Genomic DNA, 19,459 nt, shown 5'->3' with positions numbered 1-19,459 from the left:
TTCGTAGTTCAATTACGAGATTTCGCAATGGCAACGACGCCAATGCCCGTCCACGACGATGTGGCTCCCGCCATCGACCCGCGCATCACAGCCTTCGAATCCACTGTCGAGGCGACGCTGCTGGTCGATCCCTTCAGCGACCAGATCGTCGACGCCAATCCCGCCGCCTGCGCCCTGCTCGGCTATGACCGCGCGCTGCTGCGGCAGACCAGGGCGAGCACGCTCCATGCGGGTGATCTTGCGGCCCTCACCGTCTTCACCCAGGCCGTGCTGCACAAGGGCGCCTACTGGACCACGGCGCTCAATCCCCGCCACGCGACAGGCCAAAATCTCCAACTCGAACATGCCGGCTGCCTCCTGCCGCACGACGGCCGTACGCTGCTGCTGCTCACGCTGACCGATCTGGAAGTGCGCCGCCGGCGCAATGTCGATGCCGCCGCCGAAGACCATATGCGCGGCGGCATCTCGACCTGGCAGCGCGTCGAGCGCGTGTTCCAGGACATCGAGCGCGAGAACCAGCTGATCCTGCGCGCCGCCGGCGAGGGTATCTACGGCGTCAACGCGGAAGGAAAGACCACCTTCGTGAACCCGGCTGCCGAACGCATGCTTGGCTGGACCGCCGAGGAGCTGGTCGGCAAGGAAATCCACCCGATCGTGCACCACACCCATCACGACGGCCGGCACTATCACAACCACGACTGCCCGATCTATGCGGCGTTCCGCGACGGCGCCGTGCACCAGGTCGACGGCGAGGTATTCTGGCGCAAGGACGGCTCGCCGGCCTGGGTCGAATACACCTCCACCCCGATCCGCGACCGCGGCGTGGTGGTTGGCGCGGTCGTCGTGTTTCGCGATGTCAGCCAGCGGCGCGAGGCCGACGAGAAGCTGCACGCCGCGCTCACTGAAGTCGATCGCCTGCGCGAACGGCTCGAGCTGGAGAACGCCTACCTCCAGGAGGAGATCCGCATCGAGACCAATCCGCGCGGCATCATCGGTGGAAGCGAGGCGATTCAGAAGACGCTGCGCCAGGTCAAGCTGGTGGCGCCGACCACCGCGGCGGTGATGATCACCGGCGAGTCCGGCACCGGCAAGGAGTTGATCGCGCGCGCCATTCACGAGGATTCCACCCGCAGCGACCGGCCGCTGATCCGCGTCAACTGCGCCGCGATCCCGCGCGAATTGTTCGAGAGCGAATTCTTCGGCCATGTCCGCGGCGCCTTCACCGGCGCGACGCGCGATCGCATCGGCCGGTTCGAGCTCGCCGATGGCGGCACGCTGTTCCTCGACGAGGTCGGCGAGATCCCGCTCGAATTGCAGGGCAAGCTGCTGCGCGTGTTGCAGGAGGGCCATTTCGAGCGCGTCGGCCAGGAGCGCACGCGCGCGGTCGACGTCCGCGTCATCGCCGCGACCAACCGCGACCTCAAGCAGGAGGTGCAGCGCGGCCGCTTCCGCGAGGATCTCTATTTCCGCCTCAACGTGTTTCCGATCGAGACCGTCCCGTTGCGCGAGCGGCGCGAGGACATTCCCCTGCTCGCCCAGCATTTCCTGACGCGCGAGAGCAAGGCGCTGAAGTCGAATTTGCGGCTGTCGGAAGGCGATGCGCGCCGCCTGACGCGCTACGACTGGCCCGGCAATGTCCGCGAATTGCAGAACGTGATCGAGCGCGCGGCGATCCTGTCGCAGAACGGCCGCCTGCGCATCGATCTGCCGGATGTCCCCGGCGCGCAAGCTCCGGCCAGCGCCGCGCGCGTGAAGGCGGATGCGCGCCCCGCCGTCATGACGTCGTCGGAAATGCGCGACCTCGAGCGCGCCAATATTCAAGCCGCATTAGAGGCCTGCGCTGGAAAAGTGTTCGGTCCCGGCGGGGCGGCCGAGATGCTCGATATCAAGCCGACCACATTGGCCTCGCGGATCAAGGCGCTGGCAATCACGCCTCGTCCGCCGCATGCGGGCCATCCTTCGAGACGCCCGCGTTAGGCGGGCTCCTCAGGATGAGGGCAGAGTGCGCGGCAACGGAAGCAACAGACACCGATGCCGCTGAGCCTCATCCTGAGGAGACCGCGAAGCGGTCGTCTCGAGGGACGAGGCGCGCGCTCACGCCGCCTTGGTGGTGACGTCGGAGGCCACCGGCAATCCCTGCTCGATCGGCAGCGATGGATCGCGCGACCATTCGTTCCAGGAGCCGAAATACATCCGCACGTCTTTCACGCCGGCGTTCTTGAGCGCCAGGAACGTGTTCGAGGCCCGCGCGCCCTTGAAGCAGTAGAGGTAGACGGGTGTGGCTTGCGTGATACCGACGGTCGCGCATTCCGCCAAAATCTCGTCCTTGGACTTGAAGCGCGGGCCCTCGGCCGTCGGCTTCATCATGCGGTACCATTCCAGCCACACCGCACCGGGGATGCGGCCCTTGCGCGGGCAGAAATCCTTGCCGTACGGAGACGAGCTGTCGCCGATCCACTCGTCGACGTCGCGCACGTCGAGGATGGCGATGCCGGGCTTGCCGACCGCGGCGAGCATGGTTTTCGCGTCGATCAGGATCTCGCCGGCTTCCGGCACGATCGCGAACGAAGCCTTGGCCGGCGCCGGGACATCCTTCGTCACCGGAAGACCCGCGGCGGCCCACGCGTCGAAGCCGCCATGCAGCACCTTGACCTTGGGATAGCCGAGCATGGCGAGGAGATAGTAGCCGCGGCAGGACTGGCCGAAGCCGGAATTCATCGACTGCTCGTAGATCACGGCCGTCTCCTTGCCGGAGAGGCCGGCGGCACCGAAGGCGTCGGCGAATTTGGTCTTCAGCTCGCTGATGCCCTCGGGCGTCGAGGTCGCAAGAAACGTGAAAATCTCGTGCACGTTCACGGCGCCCGGCAGGTGCCCGGCACCATAGGCGTCGGGATTGCGGGTGTCGATCACGACACACGGTTCGAGCTTCAAGAGATCGGCAAGTTCGCTGGCAGAGATCAGAACGTCCGTCATTGGCAGCCTCTCCGTTGAGGTTAAGTGGTCTTCTGGGGTGGACTCGTGAAGCTCAGCAATCAGCGAGCATCTTGCGCAGCTGCTTGGTGGCCGGCGTGACGATCGCGACGAAATAGGCCTCGCGCAGGCGCCGCTGCGCGCGGTGACTCTTCAGGTAGCCGCGCGCGCCACAATGCAGCATCGCGGCATGCGCCGCCGCGACGCTGGCTTCGCCGGCGCGCAAGCGCAGCGCAATCACCTTGCGCCAGTAGGTCTCCTCCTCGTTATAGGGATCGCGAGCCAGCGCCATGGTCTCGGACTCGATCTCGGCGGCGAGATCACCGAAATGCACCGGCTGCTGCGGCAGATAACGGTTGATATGGCCGAGGGGACCATCAACCTCGCTCATGATGTTAATGCAGTCCTTGATGAGGCCGAGCGCCATGCCGGCCTGCAGCAGGATGAAGCCGGCGCGGATCTTCTTCACGAAGGGGCCTGCGGGATCGGCGAGGATCAGCTCGTCCGGCACGAAGACGTCGCGGAACTGCACGCCATAAGTGCCGGTGCCGTCCATCGCGAGGAACGGCTTGCACGGCGTCAGCGTGACGGCGGGGTCCGAGCAATCGGCCAGAAACATCACAGTGCCGGGCTCGCCACTTGCGATGCCCGGCTCGTCCTCACGCTCGAAAATGGCGCCGAAATAATGGTCGGGACCGAGATTGGAGACCCAGGGCAGCGCACCGCGCACGATATAGCCGCCCTCGACCTTTCGCCCCTTCAGCTTCAGCTTCTCGATGCCGAAGAAGCTCTTCATGGGATTGGAGAGCCCGGTGCCGCCGAGCACACGGCCGGTCGAGAACGCATCGCCAAAGCGCTTGGCGAGCTTCATGTTGGTCGAGTTGGCGGCGTACCAGACCAGCGTGTTCTGGCACCAGGCCATGAAGGCAGTCGCTCCGCAGACCTCGCCGATCGCCGCCATCGCCTGGATCGCGCAGCGCAGGTCGGCAGGTCCCTCATGAGGCATGTGACTGCCCCAGGCGCCGATCTCGCCGAACTTGCGAAGCACGTCGGCCGGATAGACCGAACCGTCGTCGATGCCGGCGGCGAGCGGCGCGAGCTGCTCCCGCGCAATCCGCGCCACCTCGCCTGCAATGGACGGTGCGGGCTGATCCAAAACGTCGACCCGCGATAAAGCCAGTGAACCCATGATCGTCTCCCGCACCTTGTCCTGGTTGCCGTCGGCTAGATGCCGACCTCGAGATTGACCGGGCGGGTGAAAGTGTTGGCGACCGGCGACCATTTCTTCACATGGGCGACCAGCGCGTTGATCTCGTCCTGCGCAATGCCCTCGCACGCCATGTCGACCTTGACGCGGACGTCGGTGAAGCCGACTGGCTTGTCCGAGGTGTCGCCGGTGCCCCAGACCGCGGTGATGTTGAGGTCGCCCTCGAGTTCGAGCTCGAGCTTGTTGACGATCCAGCCGCGGTGCACGGCGTTGGCGTGCAGGCCGACGGCAAGGCACGAGCCGAGCGCGGCGAGCGAGGCTTCCGACGGATTGGGCGCGGTGTCGTCACCCAACAGGCCCGGCGGCTCGTCGACAATGTAGGGCGGCAGATTGCGGATGTAGTTGGCGTGGCGGAATTTTCCTTCCGCGACCGTCTTGCACTTCAAGGTCTTGACGATCTTCGGGTTGGCTTTGCCGCTCGCAATCAGTTGCTCGAGGCCATTCTTGTCGATGGGCGCAAGGCACCCCGTCAGCACTGTCTTTTGAACGACGGCAGTCATCATCTTCTCCCTGGCAGCCGTGGAAAACGGCAGGATACCGAACGGTCTGTTTCCTTGCATAGGGCGTGCCAAAGGGGGCCGAAAACGAAATGCGAGGTAATGGAGCCGCTTAGCGATGACTGCCTGGGGACTGATCAGCCGCAGTTTGCCCAAAGGCGATGCAGATGCGGCTTGCCGTGCGAATCTTTTCGGCGCGAAACAGATGCGGCTTGATGATACCGCGCGGCTGCGGGTAAGTTCATCATCATGGCAAAGACGTCATCGAAGAAGACCTCGCCCCACGCCGCCGCTGGCGACGACGAATCCGCGCGCGGGCGCCTGCTCAGCGCCGCCTCGCATCTGTTCTGCAAGAACGGAATCAACGCCACCGGCATCGATGCGATCATCGAAGAGGCCGGCACCGCGAAGACCACGCTCTACAAGCTGTTCGGCTCCAAGACCAATCTCGTCAACGCGGTGCTGGAAAGCGAAGGCAAGCAGTGGCGCGAATGGTTCATCGCCGCCATGGAAGAAGGCGGCGGCGACGCGCAGGCCAAGCTCACGCGCATCTTCCCGGCGCTGAAGAGCTGGTTCGCGGAGGAACGCTTCTACGGCTGCCCCTTCATCAACGCGGTCGGCGAGCACGACAAGGACGCCAAGCAGTTCCGCAACATCGCGCTAAAGCACAAGAAGATCGTGCTCGGCCACATCGAGAAGCTCGCCGGCGAGCTGGGCTCGAGTGAGCCTGCCGTGCTCGCGCACCAGCTCGGCCTGCTCATCGACGGCGCCATCGTCGCCGCGATGATCTCGCGCGACCCTGGCGTGGCCGATACGGCGGCGCTCACGGCAGGCCCCCTGCTCGGCCAATCCAAGTCAAAGAAGAAGCGCGCGGAGCAGTTGGAAGCGGTGTGATTCCTCCGGTCTCTTAGCCCGCATGAGCGGAGCGACATGCGGGACCTCTTCCCGGATATCGCTCCGCTCATCCGGGCTACGGCACTTCGTGCGCAGGGTGGATTAGCGAAGCGTAATCCACCACTTTCGTCGCCGCGAGAGAGATGGTGGGTTACGCCTACGGCTAACCCACCCTAAAGGATGCGTTCGACAAATGCCCTGATCGCCTCGAGCACCGGCTGCTGATCGCCGGCGAAGAACCAGTGATCGTTGCCGTCGAGCTCGACGAACTCTGCGCCCTTGATCCGGCTCGCAATGTCGCGACCGGCAGCGATCCGCACAGCCTGATCGCCGCGCCGGTGCAGGACCAGCGTCGGCACGGTGATCTCAGGTAGAAGGCGCCTCACGTCGGCGTCGCGGAACGCCTCGAGCACGGCCGAGATGCCGCCGGGACTGGACGCCGCGCGCAGCAGTCCGGCCCACCAAGCGCGCGCCTGGGGATCGCCCGCAAGGCTGGGCGCGAAGGTCTCGATTCCAACCGGTCCGCCCCATTGCGCGATCAGATGCCTGCTCCAGGCGTCATACTGACTGGCGCGCAATGCATGCGGGTAGTCCTCTGACCAGCAGCCCTTGGCCAGCGCGCCGAACAGGATGAGCCCGGCGACACGTCGCGGTTCTTCGACCGCGAACTTGACGCAAGCCGGCCCGCATTCGGACGCGCCGAACAGCACGACGCGGCGCGAATCCGCCGCGCGCAGCACGGTGCCGATATCCTCGGCGGTGACGTCGATACCAGGCGCCGATCCGACCCGGTCGGACAGCCCGATGCCACGACGATCGAACACGATGAGACGCCCAAGCTTCATCAATGACGCCAGGAACGTCCGGCTCGCAGGGCTCTCCCAGGCGCGCTCCACATGCGACACGAAGCCGGGCATCACCAAAATATCGAGCGGGCCGCTGCCATAGGTCTGATAGGCCAGATGCACCCCGGCGCCCTTCACGTAGCGCGTCATCGGAGCGGCGTGCGGTGCCGCAGCCGGACTCATCAGCGCTTCGGTCTCAGCCTCCGGCGCGACGCCGAGTTCGTCCCGCAGCCGCTGCGTCAGCGCCGCGTGATGCCGCTCCGCCGCGCTACGGTCGCCGGCCAGCAGCAGGCTGCGGATCAAGTGCCGGCCATACACTTCGCTGAGCGGATCGAGCTCGACCAGACGCTGTGCATGTGCTGTCGCGGCAAAATGATCTCCGGCCGCGTTCTTGTCCTGCACGAGGCGCTCCAGCGCATGCACCAGCCGCCCCCGCAGCGCCTCGCGGCGGAAGAACGCCCAGTCGTCGAACTCGGGGCAGTCTTCCGGAGCGAAGCCCGCCAGGAAGTCGCCCCGGTAAATCAGGCAGGCCTGTTCGAACGCGCTGCGATCGCAGGCGTCCTCGAACCGACGCGAGTCGAGGTTCAGCTCGACGTCCGGCGACCATCGCAGACTGGTGCGGTCGGTCTCGAACACCGACTGGCCAAGCGAGAGCTCGACGCGGTGAAGCAGCCGCCGCAAGCGCGCAAGGCCGGTCACCCGGGGCGTCTCCGGCCACAGCAGCGTGGCCATGATTTCGCGCGCGACGACGCCCTTGGCCTCCCCGAGATAGACCAGCAGCGCAAGCCCCTTGCGCAAGGCCAGCTTGATCGGGCGGCCGTCGGCGTAGACCTCGGGGAACCCGAACGTCTCCAGCGAGAAAGCCGTCATGGAAATCCTCTTCTTCCGGCTTGCGTCCCCCGGGGGACGCGCAGGGGACGGTCCGGCGGGTACGGTCGGGCCGGATCGAGCCTGCTCGCCAGCGAGCGCTCGGGCTCTGCATGCGGCACCGTTGCCATCAGGACAATAGGAAAAACCATGTTCACCCGTCTCGCAATCCTGCTCTACGGCCTCGTGAGCTATGCCATCTTCACGGTTTCATTTCTCTACGCGCTCGGTTTCGTCGGCAATTATGTCGTGGCGAAGTCCATCGACGTCGGCCCGGCTTCGAATGTTGGCGAGGCCATCGTCGTCGACCTGCTGCTGATGAGCCTGTTCGCCGTCCAGCACAGCGTCATGGCACGCCCGGCCTTCAAGCGATGGCTGGCCGAATTCATTCCCGCGGCCTGTCAGCGCAGCACCTATGTGTTGCTCTCCAGCCTGATCCTTCTCTTGCTGTTCTGGCAGTGGCGGCCGATCCCTGCACCGGTCTGGCAGGCAAGCGGAATTGCGGCCTGGTTGCTGACCTCCGTGCATTGGCTCGGCTGGCTGATTGCGTTCGCCTCGACCCACATGATCGATCATTTCGATTTGTTCGGCTTGCGCCAGGCTTTTCTCGCGTTGCGGGGGGCCGAGATGCCCCGCCAGTCGTTCCGGACGCCGCTGCTCTACAAGGTCGTGCGGCATCCGATCATGCTCGGCTTTCTACTCGCGTTCTGGGCCACGCCCGCGATGACCGGAGGCCATCTGCTGTTCGCGCTCGCCAACACGGCCTACATCCTGGTCGCATTGCAGTTCGAAGAGCGCGACCTGATCGCCGTGTTCGGGGCGACGTATCAAGAATATCGCCGGCGCGTTCCGATGCTCGTGCCAGGTCTGTTCGCGCGCCGCCGCAACGAAGATCGTCGGCCTGTCGGAGCGCCGCGATGAAAGCCATTCTCTGCCACTCGTTCACCGGACCTGGCGATTTGCGCCTCGGTGAGATCGATGTGCCCCAGCCCGCCGCTCACGATATTCTCATCGACGTCCATGCGGCCTCGGTAAGCTTCATGGACCAGCTGCTGGTTTCCGGTCTTTACCAGATGCGGCCGCCGACGCCCTTCGTGCCGGGCACGGAGGCATCCGGAACCGTTGTCGCAACCGGCAACAAGGTGACCAAGTTCGCGCCCGGTGATCGCATAGCCTGCAGCAGCTGGACCGGCTGCTACGCCGAACGGATGATTGCGAAGGAATCCAAGTGCGTGCGGTTGCCCGACGGCGTCTCGTTCGAGACCGCAGCGGCTTTCCTGCATAATTACGGCACGGCTTATTATGCGCTGGTCGAGCGGGCACGAGCGCAGCGTGGCGAAACGCTGTTCGTCACGGGGGCAGCCGGCGGTGTTGGACTTGCCGTGGTCGATCTCGCCCGCCATCTGGGCCTGCGTATCGTCGCCGGCGTCGGCTCCGACGACAAGGCGGCCCTGGTTCGCGGCTATGGCGCCGGCGCGGTCGTCAACTATCGCAGCGAAGATCTGCGCGACCGGATCAAGGCGATCACCGGCGGCAATGGCATCGACATCGGCTTCGATAATCTCGGCGGCGCGATATTCGAGCAGATGGCCCGTGTGATGGCCTGGGGCGGACGGCTGATGCCGATCGGCTTCACTGGCGGCGAGATTCCGTCACTGCCGATGAACCTGCCGCTGCTGAAGAACTATTCCATCATCGGCGTCTTTGTCGGCGCCTGGGCGGAAAAATTCCCCGCGGAGGCGGCGCGCATGAACGAGTCGCTCGTGCAATTGCTGGCCGGCGGACAAATCCGCCCTCACATCGACCGCGTCCTCCCTTTGGAGGAGGTGACCGAGGCCATGCGCGCCGTGGCCAACCGGACCGTTCAAGGACGAATTGTGCTCAGGATCAGGTAGAGTGCGCACCATGACAGAGATCATCATCGACAAGCGCTATTGCGGCCCTCCGAACTCCGGCAACGGCGGCTATGTCTGCGGCCGGCTGGCCCGGCACATTCCCGGACCTGCGGAGGTAACGCTACGCGCGCCGCCGCCCCTCGACACGCCGCTCGATGCCATCGCGACGAATGACGGCACATGGGAGCTTCGCGACGGCGGCAAGGCCGTCGCCACCGGCCGCGCCGCGAGCGTCGAGCTTGCGCGGGTCGAGATCGCCAGCCTGCCGGAAGCGCGCACGGCCGAATTGCTCGCGTTGTTCAGGCCGCACGAGCATCCGCTGCCGAACTGTTTCGTCTGCGGTCCCGCAAGGACGAAAGGCGATGGCCTGCGCATCTTCGCCGGCCCGCTCCGCCGTTATGCGCAGACCCCCGTTCTCGCCGCGAGCTGGGCACCCGACCCGAATCTTGCCGCCGAGGATGGCCTCGTCGCGCCCGAATTTCTCTGGTCCGCGCTCGATTGCCCCACCGGCTTTGCCTGCAATTACGATTCACGGAGCGGCAGCTTCGAGAACACCCCGCTCCTGCTCGGACGGATGTCAGCCCGCATCGAAGCCCGCCCCCGCCCCGGCGAGCCCTGCATCATCACCGCCTGGCCCACCGGCCGCGACGGCCGCAAGCGCACGGCCGAAGCCGCGCTGCATGATGAAGCCGGGAAGTTGCTGGCTGTGGCGAAGACGACATGGATCGCGGTAGAACGGAAGGTGCAGCTCGGACGCTAAGTGCGTAGGGGTGGATTAGCTCGCGGCCCGCGCACAGCGCGGTCCGTGGGCGTAATCCACCACTTCGGTCGCCGCGCCAGATTTTGGTGGATTACGCCTTCGGCTAATCCACCCTACGAAACCTTCGCGCTACGCAACCTACGCGCTGTGCCCCATCATCCCCTGCAGCCGCACCAACTCCGCCTCCAGATCGCGCTCCACATCCGCCGCGCGAATGTCGAGCACCCGATAGTCCCGCGCCTCCAGCCAGCTCCGCCGCCCCGCGCGGTCCGCAGCGATCGCGTCGCCCTCGCCCGGGTTGACCAGCTCGATCGCGATCCGGTGCGGGAAGGAGACGAAGTCCGGGATGTGACGCCCCACCGGAGTCTGGCGCTTGAACTGGCCGGCGAAACGGCGGTCGCGGGTCAGGGCCTGCCAAAGCAGGCGCTCGGCGTCGGTCGGGTTTCGGCGGAGCAGGCGGGCGAGGCCGCGCACGGTCGAGCCGCTGTCGGAGACGCCGCCGCCCTGCCCCTGCTCGGCGAGAAGCGCGCGCAGGCGCGTTGCCTGCTCGCCGTCGAGCACGCCGCCCTTGGCCGGGCCTTTGCGCCCCTCCGCGATCGCCATCACCACGCCGTGCAGGGTGTGCATGTCCTGCTTGGTCGGCTCCATCCGGGTGAAGATGTTGCGCAGGTTCACCAGCATGGTGTCGCGCTTCTCGGCGGGACGCAAAAATTCCACCTTGTCGAGCTCGCGTACGAGGTTGTCGAAGAAAGCCTGCATCTGGTGCTGCGAGGCGCGCTCGGAGCGCTCCGGCATCGCGTGCGGCAACTCGCCCGACGTCATCAGCTTGAACCATTCATAGCCGACCAGCAGCACGGCCTGGGCGAGGTTGAGCGAGGCGAAGCCCGGATTGACCGGGAAGGTGACGATGCGGTTGGCGAGCCCGACCTCCTCGTTGGTCAGCCCCCAGCGCTCCCTGCCGAACAGAATACCGGCCTTGCCGCCGGTCGCGACGTGCCCGGCGATCTCGCTAGCCGCAGCCTCCGGTCCGACCACCGGCTTGGCCTGGTCGTGGGGGCGCGCGGTGGTGGCGAACAAGAGGTCGAGGTCGGCGACCGCCTCTTCCACCGTGCCAAACAATTCCACCTTTTCCAGAATATGGTCCGCGCCGGCCGCGGCGCGCTGGGCGGCGAGGTTGGGCCAGCCGTCTCTGGGGTTGACGATGCGCAGCGCCGACAACGCAAAATTGCCCATGGCACGCGCGGCCATGCCGATGTTTTCTCCGAGCTGCGGCTCGACCAGGATCACGATGGGACCGTCGAGGGAAAGCCCCGCCTTGCTCTTGTCAGTCCCCGACATCTCGCTTTGCTTTCACTCTGTCTCTCAAGGCCTTGGCAAGGCGCTCTCAGGAATTGATTCAAGCCGGCCTATCAGGTTCGCATTGGGCCGGCCGGGTTGTCCGCCTGTCGTTTGCCTGTCCTGACAAAATTCTCAAGGGAAATAACGGGTTGGATTCGACTTTTGAATCTCGCTGGAAACCTCATCCCTGCCCGCCCGGCGCGGCCGGGCCCGGCTTCCCATCTGTGGGGGCTGGATCGGCTAAAAGTGCATAATCCCTTGGCTTTCGCCCGCCGCGGTCCGGTGCTAAGAGGCGGCGGATATTCACGTGGTGCGCCGCAAGCGCCGTTCCCAAGAGGCTTCCCCGATCATGGCAAAAATCAAGGTATCCAATCCCGTCGTCGAACTCGATGGCGACGAGATGACCCGGATCATCTGGCAGTACATCAAGGACAAGCTGATCACCCCGTTCCTGGATGTCGAGCTGATGTATTTCGACCTGGGCATGGAGCACCGCGACCACACCAACGATCAGGTCACCATCGACGCCGCCGAGGCGATCAAGAAGGTCGGCGTCGGCGTCAAGTGCGCCACCATCACCCCTGATGAAGCCCGGGTGAAGGAGTTCAATCTCAAGCAGATGTGGAAGTCGCCGAACGGCACCATCCGCAACATCCTCGGCGGCGTGATCTTCCGCGAGCCGATCATCTGCAAGAACGTGCCGCGCCTGGTTCCCGGCTGGACCAAGCCGATCATCATCGGCCGCCACGCCTATGGCGACCAGTACCGCGCCACCGACTTCAAGTTCCCGGGCAAGGGCACGCTGTCGATGAAGTTCGTCGGCGAGGACGGCACCGTGATCGAGAAGGAAGTGTTCAAGGCGCCCGGGGCCGGCGTCGCCATGGAGATGTACAATCTCGACGATTCCATCATCGACTTCGCCCGCGCCTCGCTGAACTACGGCCTGCTGCGCAACTACCCCGTCTATCTCTCGACCAAGAACACGATTCTCAAGGTCTATGACGGCCGCTTCAAGGACATCTTCCAGGACATCTACGACCGCGAGTTCAAGAAGGAATTCGAGGCGAAGGGCCTGACCTACGAGCACCGCCTGATCGACGACATGGTGGCCTCGGCGCTGAAATGGTCCGGCGGCTATGTCTGGGCCTGCAAGAACTACGACGGCGACGTGCAGTCCGACACGGTCGCCCAGGGCTACGGCTCGCTCGGCCTGATGACCTCGGTGCTGCTCACCCCCGACGGCAAGACGGTGGAAGCCGAGGCCGCCCACGGCACGGTGACCCGCCACTATCGCGAGCACCAGAAGGGCAAGGAGACCTCGACCAACTCGATCGCGTCGATCTTCGCCTGGACGAGAGGCCTCGCCCACCGCGCCAAGCTCGACAACAATGCCGAGCTCGCCAAGTTCGCCAACACGCTGGAGAAGGTCTGCGTCGACACCGTCGAACAAGGCTACATGACCAAGGACCTCGCGCTGCTTGTCGGCGCCGACCAGCGCTGGCTCTCGACCACCGGCTTCCTCGACAAGGTCGCGGAAAACCTGACGAAGGCGCTGGCGGCCTAATCGGCCATCCGCAATTCCGCCCGACTGGGCCAGACATCATCACGGGCCGCGCCCTTCAAGCGCGGCCCGTTTCTTTTTTGAGGCCTTCGCGCGGAGATACGATCATGTCTATCAAGCTTACTGTCCCCACAATGCTGCTCGCGGCCCTGATCGGGCCGGCCGCAGCCGCGGAGCCGCTTCCCGAGGCCATCGCCGCGCCCGGCGAGAGCGTCGTGCTCAGCGTCCACGCCGAAGGCGCGCAGGTCTATGAGTGCAAGGCCGGCCCCGACGGCAAGCTCGCCTTGGCCTTCCGCGAGCCGATCGCGACGCTGCTGTCCGACGGCAAGACGATTGGGCGGCACTATGCCGGCCCGAACTGGGAACTCGCCGACGGCAGTGCGGTGGTCGGCAAGGCCGCCGGCAACACGCCGGGCGCGACGGCGATCGATATCGCTTGGCTGAAGCTGGAAGTCACCGCCCGCCGCGGTAGCGGTACGCTGACGCCGGTCACTACGATCCAGCGCATCAACACCCATGGCGGCAAGCTCGATGGCGCATGCGAGAAGGCCGGCGAGTTCAGAAGCGCGCCCTACTCGGCGGAGTATGTTTTCCTGAAGAAGGGCTGAGACGCGGCCGCGACGTCAGCTCGTCTCGCCCCCGCCGCCCTTCTCCGCCTGCGCAAGTTCTGCCGCGGCGAGATCGCCGCTATCGGCAAGCCTTGCCTTGGCGGTGGTGTGGACGTGGTCGGCGAGCGTCGGCATGCGCGCGATCAGAGCGTGAAAATCCTGGGCGTCGAGCACCAACAGGCGCGTCTTGCGCGTCGCCGTCACCGTGCCGCTGCGCTTGGTCTTGTGCAAGAGCGCGATCTCACCGAAGAAGGTGCCGTCGGCAAGCCGCACATGCTGGCTCGGCAGCGCGATCTCGACCTCGCCGGCGGTGATGAAATACATCGACGACGCGACATCGCCCCGCCGCACCAGGACCTCGCCCTGCTCGACGGTGCGCGCGCGCAACAGCCGCATGATGTCGGCGATCTCCGCGGCCGCCAGATGCGAGAACAGCGGCACCCGCGCCAGCATGCCCCAGGTGACGACGAAATCGCGCCGCTTCACCTCTTCGGCAAAGGCGGTGGAGATGATCGCGACCGGCAGCGCGATCATGGCGAAGCCTGAGATGATGGCGAATGTCGAGATCAGCTTGCCGAGCGGCGTCACCGGCACGACGTCGCCATAGCCGACGGTGCCGAGCGTCACGATCGCCCACCACATCGCGTGCGGGATGGTGCCGAGCTTGTCCGGCTGCACGTCGCGCTCGATGGCGTAGAGCAGCGAGGCGAAGGTCAAGACAGCGCCGGTCAGGATGACGATGCAGCCGATCAGCGCGCGCCGCTCGGCATGCACGGCGGCGAGCAGCGAGCGCATCGCCGGCGAATAGCGGACCAGCTTGAAGAACGGCAGCACGCCGAGCGCCGCCAGCGTCGCATGCCGGCCGACGGCGAGCACGATGGCAGCGGGCAGGAACGCCATGAGGTCGATGAGGCCGAGCGTGGAGAAGAGGTAACCGAGCCGGTCGGACAGCGCGGACCCCTTACGCGGAGTGTGGCCGGCCACGGTCCACAGCCGCGCCAGATATTCCAGCGCGAACACGATCACGGACAGGATGGTGATGGCTTCGAACAGCGCGCCGAACCGCGCGTCCAGCTCCGGCACCGAAGCAAGGACCATCGCGACCACATTGAGCACGATGACGCCGATGATGATCTGGATGAAGCGCGACCCGGCCGAATAGGCCAGCGGGTCGTGCTCCAGCAATTCGTAGAGGCGATCCATCATATTGGGATCGCGAAGCCGACGCCCTCGCAGAACGGGGCGCATGGCTTCACGCAGCCCCCATCGCTTTTTCGATCGCAGCCAGCGCCTCGGTCGCCTTGGCACCATCAGGACCGCCGGCCTGCGCCATGTCGGGCCGGCCGCCGCCGCCCTTGCCGCCGAGCGCCTCGGAGGCGACGCGCACCAGGTTCACGGCGTTGAAGCGCGCGGTGAGGTCTTGGGTGACGCCGACCACGACACCGGCCTTGCCGTCCTCGGTGACGCCGACGATCGCGACGACGCCGGAGCCGATCTGCTTCTTGCCGTCGTCGGCGAGGCTCTTGAGATCCTTCATCTCGATGCCCTCGACCGCGCGGGCCATCAGCTTGACGCCGCCGGCCTCGCGCACGCCCGCGGCTGCGCCGTTACTGCCGGCGGCAGCGCCGCCGCCCATCGCCAGCTTCTTGCGGGCATCGGACAGCTCACGCTCGAGCTTCTTGCGCTCCTCCATCAGCGCGGCAATGCGCGCCGGCACGTCGTCGAGCGAGGTGCGCAGCTCGTTCGCCGCGGTCTTCGCCAGCGCCATGGTGTCGTTGGCATGCTTGCGCGCATAATTGCCGGTCAGCGCCTCGATACGGCGCACGCCGGAGGCCACCGCGCTCTCGCTCGTGAGCGTGATCAGGCCGATGTCGCCGGTGCGCTTGACGTGGGTGCCGCCGCAGAGCTCGACCGACCAGCCAAGCGTATTGGCGCCACGCTCGCGCGCTGTCCTGCCCATCGAGACGACGCGGACCTCGTCGCCGTATTTCTCGCCGAACAGCGCACGTGCGCCGGCCTCGCGGGCCTCATCCACGCCCATCACGCGCGTGGTGACCTCGTCGTTCTCCAGCACCACGTCGTTGGCGATGTCCTCGACACGGGCGAGCTCCTCCGCCGTGATCGGCTTCGGATGCACGAAGTCGAAGCGCAGCCGGTCCGGCGCGACCATCGAGCCGCGCTGGGCGATGTGGTCGCCGAGCACCTGGCGCAGCGCCTCGTGAATGAGATGCGTCGCCGAGTGATGCGCGCGGATCGAGGAGCGGCGGGAATGATCGACCTCGAGCTGCAGCGCGGTGCCGAGCTTCAGCTCGCCGCTCTCGACCTTGCCGACGTGGACGAAGAAATCGCCGAGCTTCTTCTGCGTGTCGGTGACGCGGAACTTGATGCCGCCCTCGCCCGTGAGCACGCCGGTGTCGCCGACCTGGCCGCCTGATTCCGCGTAGAACGGCGTCTGGTTCAGCACGATCGCGCCGGTATCGCCGGCCTTCAGGCTGGTGACCTCGGCGCCGTCCTTCACCAGCACCGACACCACGCCTTCGGCGCTCTCGGTCTCATAGCCGAGGAATTCGGTCGCACCCAGCTTCTCGCGCAGCGGGAACCAGATCGCCTCGGACGCCGCTTCCCCAGAGCCCTTCCAGGACTCGCGCGCCTTGGCCTTCTGCCGCTCCATGGCGTCAGTGAACGCGGCCTGGTCGACGCCGATGCCGCGCGACTTCAGTGCGTCCTGCGTCAGATCGAGCGGGAAGCCGTAGGTGTCGTACAGCGTGAAGGCGACGTCGCCGTCGAACATGTCGCCCTTCGTCAAGGACGCGCTCTTCTCGTCGAGAATTGCCAAGCCGCGCGAAAGAGTCTTGCGGAAGCGGGTCTCTTCCAGCCACAGCGTTTCCTCGATCAGATTCTCCGCGCGCATCAGGTCGGGATAGGCCTGGCCCATCTCGCGCACCAGCGCCCAGACCAGGCGATGCATCAGCGGCTCTTTCGCCCCTAACAGCTGCGCATGGCGCATCGCGCGGCGCATGATCCGGCGCAGCACATAGCCGCGGCCCTCGTTCGAGGGCAGCACGCCATCGGCGACCAGGAAGGCCGAGGAGCGCAAGTGGTCGGCGATGACGCGGAACGAGGCGACATTTTGCTCAGTCGGCCCGCTGCCGAGCGCGGACGAGGTCGCCTCGATCAGATGGCGGAACAGGTCGGTCTCGAACACGCTCTCGACCCCCTGCAGGATGCAAGCCATGCGCTCCAGGCCCATGCCGGTGTCGATCGAGGGGCGCGGCAAGCCGACGCGCTCCTCCTTCGTCACCTGCTCGTATTGCATGAACACGAGATTCCAGAATTCGAGGAAGCGGTCGCCGTCCTCTTCCGGCGAGCCCGGAGGCCCGCCCCAGATGTGCTCGCCGCGGTCGATGAAGATCTCCGAGCACGGGCCGCACGGGCCGGTGTCGCCCATCGCCCAGAAATTGTCCGAGGTCGGAATGCGGATGATGCGGTCCTCGGAGAAGCCGGCGATCTTCTTCCACAGGCCCGCGGCCTCGTCGTCGGTGTGGTAGACCGTGACGAGGAGCTTGTCCTTCTTCAGCCCGAACTCCTTGGTGATCAGCGTCCAGGCGAGCTCGATCGCACGCTCCTTGAAGTAGTCGCCGAACGAGAAGTTGCCGAGCATCTCGAAGAAGGTGAGATGGCGCGCGGTGTAACCGACATTGTCGAGGTCGTTGTGCTTGCCGCCGGCACGCACGCATTTCTGCGAGGTGGTGGCGCGCTGGTACGGTCGCTTCTCGACGCCGGTGAAGACGTTCTTGAACTGCACCATGCCGGCATTGGTGAACATCAACGTCGGATCGTTGCGCGGCACGAGTGGCGAGGACGCCACGATCTCGTGGCCGTTCTCGGCAAAGAAGTTCAGAAAGGTCGACCTGATCTCGTTGACGCCGCTCATGTTCATCCAATCGGGTGTGCTTGGACCCGCTTCTCGCCATCCAAACCGTAACGTTAAGGCTGATATCTGCGGGCCAAAGCGCTTTTAGACAAGGCCAGCTTCCCTGTCCAGAAAGTGTGCAAGGAGATCTGCAAGCAGATCAGAGGGTTGCCGCAACCGCTCAATTCCCGTTGCCAATCCCGTTGATAGGGCAAGCGGACGCGTTGACAGGCTTGGCTGGCCTGTGGTCTGTACCCATCTGTATCGTACGGCCACGTCGGGAGAGACCGGCTTTAGGCAGCCGGCGCCGAAGGAGCAACCGCCCCGGAAACTCTCAGGCAAAAGGACCGCGTGGCTTTGACAGCATCTGGAAAGAGGCGCTGACGGGCGTAGGCCCGGACCAGCGTCCGCCGACGGGATAATACTCTCAGGCACAGCGACAGATGGGGCTTCGACTGGTGTCCTCAGGGGAATCGTCCCCGGGGAACCGCCGAGGGCCCCTAAAGATGCTAGCGCACGACCAAGACTCCCTGAAACGCCCCCCCCTTCACGGGCTTCATGTCTCCCTCGGCGGCAAGATGGTGCCGTTCGCGGGCTATGACATGCCCGTGCAATACCCTGCGGGCGTGCTGAAAGAGCACCTCCATACCCGAGCTTCCGCCGGCCTGTTCGACGTCTCCCATATGGGCCAGCTCGCGCTCCGGCCGAAGTCGGGGAGGATCGAGGACGCCGCCCGCGCGCTGGAACGGCTGGTGCCCCAGGACATCGCCGCGATTGCCGAGGGGCGGCAGCGCTATGCCCAGTTCACCAATGCGGACGGCGGCATTCTCGACGATCTCATGGCCGCCAATTTCGGCGACCATCTGTTCCTGGTCGTCAACGCCGCCTGCAAGGACGCGGACGAGACGCATCTGCGCGCGCATCTCTCCGGTGACTGCATCATCGAGTCCCTTGCCGACCGCGCGCTGATCGCGCTGCAGGGCCCGAAATCAGAATCGGTGCTGGCGAAATTCTGTGCGGAGGCGCCATCGATGAAGTTCATGGATGCCGGCCCGCATCAGGTCGCCGGCATCGCCTGTTTCGTCTCCCGCTCGGGCTACACCGGCGAGGACGGGTTCGAGATCTCGGTTCCCGCTGGTGATGCCGAGCGCCTCGCCAAAATGCTGCTGGACAATCCCGAGGTGCTGCCGATCGGCCTCGGCGCCCGCGACAGCCTGCGGTTAGAGGCCGGCCTCTGCCTCTACGGCCACGACATCGACACCGCGACCACGCCGGTCGAGGCCGCGCTGGAATGGTCGGTGCAGAAGAGCCGCCGCAGCGGCGGCGCGCGCGCCGGTGGCTTCCCCGGCGCCGAAAAAATCCTCGCTCATTTCGATAACGGCGCATCCCGCCGCCGCGTCGGCCTGCGCGCCGACGGCCGCGCGCCGGTGCGCGAGGGCGCGCTGCTGTTTGCCGACGCCAATGCGGGCGAGCCGATCGGAAAGGTCACATCGGGCGGCTTCGGCCCGAGCCTGAATGCGCCGGTGGCAATGGGCTACGTGCCCACGAGTCTGAGCGCGCTGGGCACAAGACTCTTCGCCGAGGTGCGCGGCCAGCGTCTGCCGCTCGCAGTCGCCGCCATGCCCTTCGTCAAAAACACCTACAAACGCTGAGGATTCGACAATGACCACGACGCTGTACACCTCCGACCACGAATGGCTGGCGATCGACGGCGATGTCGCGACCGTCGGCATCACCGACTATGCCCAGCAGCAGCTCGGCGACGTCGTGTTCGTCGAACTGCCCAAGATCGGCCGTGCGCTCAAGAAGGCGGAAGCCGCCGCGGTCGTGGAATCGGTGAAGGCCGCCTCCGACGTCTACGCGCCTGTCACCGGCGAGGTGCTCGAGACCAATGCCGAGCTCGCTTCCGAGCCGGCGCTGGTGAACTCCGACGCGCAAGGCAAGGCCTGGTTCTTCAAGATCAAGATCGCCGACAGAAGCGAGCTCGGCGGCCTCATGGATGAAGCCGCCTACAAGGCGCACACGGCGTAGAGAGCGATGGAGC

Annotated in this window: 16 protein-coding genes and 1 riboswitch; of the genes, 9 read left to right on the top strand and 7 right to left on the bottom strand. The window is 65.7% G+C overall.

What is annotated here, in order from left to right; all coding sequences use genetic code 11:
• Window positions 1–27 precede the first annotated feature (27 nt).
• Complete coding sequence (locus tag XH84_RS11980) at window positions 28–1,977, top strand: sigma 54-interacting transcriptional regulator (protein WP_128920817.1); 1,950 nt, start codon at window positions 28–30, stop codon at window positions 1,975–1,977.
• Between the two features lie 117 nt (window positions 1,978–2,094).
• On the opposite strand, the gene XH84_RS11975 is transcribed toward XH84_RS11980, so the two are convergent.
• Genes XH84_RS11975 through XH84_RS11965 form a run of 3 tightly spaced genes read right to left on the bottom strand, consistent with a single transcriptional unit; the run spans window position 2,095 to window position 4,737 of the window.
• Window positions 2,095–2,973 carry a sulfurtransferase gene (locus XH84_RS11975; protein ID WP_128920816.1) on the bottom strand — a complete coding sequence of 293 codons (879 nt, stop codon included), beginning with the start codon at window positions 2,971–2,973 and terminating at the stop codon, window positions 2,095–2,097.
• A 52-nt stretch (window positions 2,974–3,025) separates the two neighbouring features.
• On the bottom strand, window positions 3,026–4,159 hold the full coding sequence (locus tag XH84_RS11970) for an acyl-CoA dehydrogenase family protein (protein WP_164936428.1): 1,134 nt from the start codon (window positions 4,157–4,159) through the stop codon (window positions 3,026–3,028).
• 35 nt (window positions 4,160–4,194) lie between these two features.
• Window positions 4,195–4,737 (bottom strand): OsmC family protein, encoded by a 543-nt coding sequence (locus XH84_RS11965; protein ID WP_128920814.1) that lies wholly within the window; start codon window positions 4,735–4,737, stop codon window positions 4,195–4,197.
• Window positions 4,738–4,983: 246 nt separating this feature from the next.
• Between XH84_RS11965 and XH84_RS11960 the strand changes: the two genes are divergently transcribed.
• Entirely contained in the window at window positions 4,984–5,628 is a 645-nt protein-coding gene (locus XH84_RS11960; protein ID WP_128920813.1) for a TetR/AcrR family transcriptional regulator, read from the top strand.
• Between the two features lie 173 nt (window positions 5,629–5,801).
• Here XH84_RS11960 and XH84_RS11955 read toward each other — a convergent pair whose 3' ends face one another.
• A complete protein-coding gene (locus XH84_RS11955; protein WP_128920812.1) occupies window positions 5,802–7,343 on the bottom strand; it encodes a bifunctional AfsR/SARP family transcriptional regulator/alpha/beta hydrolase in 1,542 nt (513 codons plus the stop codon).
• A gap of 147 nt (window positions 7,344–7,490) precedes the next feature.
• Between XH84_RS11955 and mddA the strand changes: the two genes are divergently transcribed.
• From mddA to XH84_RS11940, 3 genes are read left to right on the top strand one after another with little or no spacing between them, the layout of a single operon-like run.
• Entirely contained in the window at window positions 7,491–8,261 is a 771-nt protein-coding gene (gene mddA, locus XH84_RS11950; protein ID WP_128920811.1) for a methanethiol S-methyltransferase, read from the top strand.
• Window positions 8,258–9,235 carry an NADPH:quinone oxidoreductase family protein gene (locus tag XH84_RS11945; protein ID WP_128920810.1) on the top strand — a complete coding sequence of 326 codons (978 nt, stop codon included), beginning with the start codon at window positions 8,258–8,260 and terminating at the stop codon, window positions 9,233–9,235. The genes mddA and XH84_RS11945 overlap by 4 nt, the downstream gene beginning before the upstream one ends.
• 10 nt (window positions 9,236–9,245) lie before the next feature.
• Window positions 9,246–9,995: a PaaI family thioesterase gene (locus XH84_RS11940; RefSeq protein WP_128920809.1), complete on the top strand. Its 750-nt coding sequence runs from the start codon at window positions 9,246–9,248 to the stop codon at window positions 9,993–9,995.
• Window positions 9,996–10,133: 138 nt separating this feature from the next.
• Here the strand turns inward: XH84_RS11940 and XH84_RS11935 are convergent, their stop codons facing one another.
• Window positions 10,134–11,333 (bottom strand): TrmJ/YjtD family RNA methyltransferase, encoded by a 1,200-nt coding sequence (locus XH84_RS11935; protein WP_128920808.1) that lies wholly within the window; start codon window positions 11,331–11,333, stop codon window positions 10,134–10,136.
• A 349-nt stretch (window positions 11,334–11,682) separates the two neighbouring features.
• Here XH84_RS11935 and XH84_RS11930 point away from each other — a divergent pair, with 349 nt between their 5' ends.
• Together XH84_RS11930 and XH84_RS11925 are read left to right on the top strand one after the other, a co-directional pair.
• The gene (locus XH84_RS11930; protein WP_128920807.1) at window positions 11,683–12,897 is read left to right on the top strand and encodes an NADP-dependent isocitrate dehydrogenase; all 1,215 of its coding nucleotides are present in this window, start codon (window positions 11,683–11,685) and stop codon (window positions 12,895–12,897) included.
• Window positions 12,898–13,001: 104 nt separating this feature from the next.
• Window positions 13,002–13,502 (top strand): DUF3455 domain-containing protein, encoded by a 501-nt coding sequence (locus XH84_RS11925; protein ID WP_128948306.1) that lies wholly within the window; start codon window positions 13,002–13,004, stop codon window positions 13,500–13,502.
• Window positions 13,503–13,517: 15 nt separating this feature from the next.
• Here the strand turns inward: XH84_RS11925 and XH84_RS11920 are convergent, their stop codons facing one another.
• A complete protein-coding gene (locus XH84_RS11920; RefSeq protein ID WP_128920805.1) occupies window positions 13,518–14,750 on the bottom strand; it encodes a cyclic nucleotide-gated ion channel in 1,233 nt (410 codons plus the stop codon).
• A gap of 4 nt (window positions 14,751–14,754) precedes the next feature.
• Window positions 14,755–17,436, bottom strand: a complete 2,682-nt coding sequence (alaS, locus tag XH84_RS11915; protein ID WP_164936427.1) for an alanine--tRNA ligase — start codon at window positions 17,434–17,436, stop codon at window positions 14,755–14,757.
• Between the two features lie 247 nt (window positions 17,437–17,683).
• Window positions 17,684–17,774: riboswitch (glycine riboswitch) on the top strand.
• Between the two features lie 147 nt (window positions 17,775–17,921).
• On the opposite strand from alaS, the gene gcvT reads away from it, so the two are divergent.
• Window positions 17,922–19,067 (top strand): glycine cleavage system aminomethyltransferase GcvT, encoded by a 1,146-nt coding sequence (gene gcvT, locus XH84_RS11910; protein WP_128920803.1) that lies wholly within the window; start codon window positions 17,922–17,924, stop codon window positions 19,065–19,067.
• A 10-nt stretch (window positions 19,068–19,077) separates the two neighbouring features.
• Window positions 19,078–19,446 (top strand): glycine cleavage system protein GcvH, encoded by a 369-nt coding sequence (gene gcvH, locus XH84_RS11905; RefSeq protein WP_128920802.1) that lies wholly within the window; start codon window positions 19,078–19,080, stop codon window positions 19,444–19,446.
• Window positions 19,447–19,459 lie beyond the last annotated feature (13 nt).

This window comes from Bradyrhizobium nanningense (assembly GCF_004114535.1).
Lineage (GTDB): Bacteria > Pseudomonadota > Alphaproteobacteria > Rhizobiales > Xanthobacteraceae > Bradyrhizobium > Bradyrhizobium nanningense.
The sequence above is the reverse complement of the archived record's forward strand: the minus strand, read 5'-3'. Positions and strand labels throughout refer to the sequence as shown.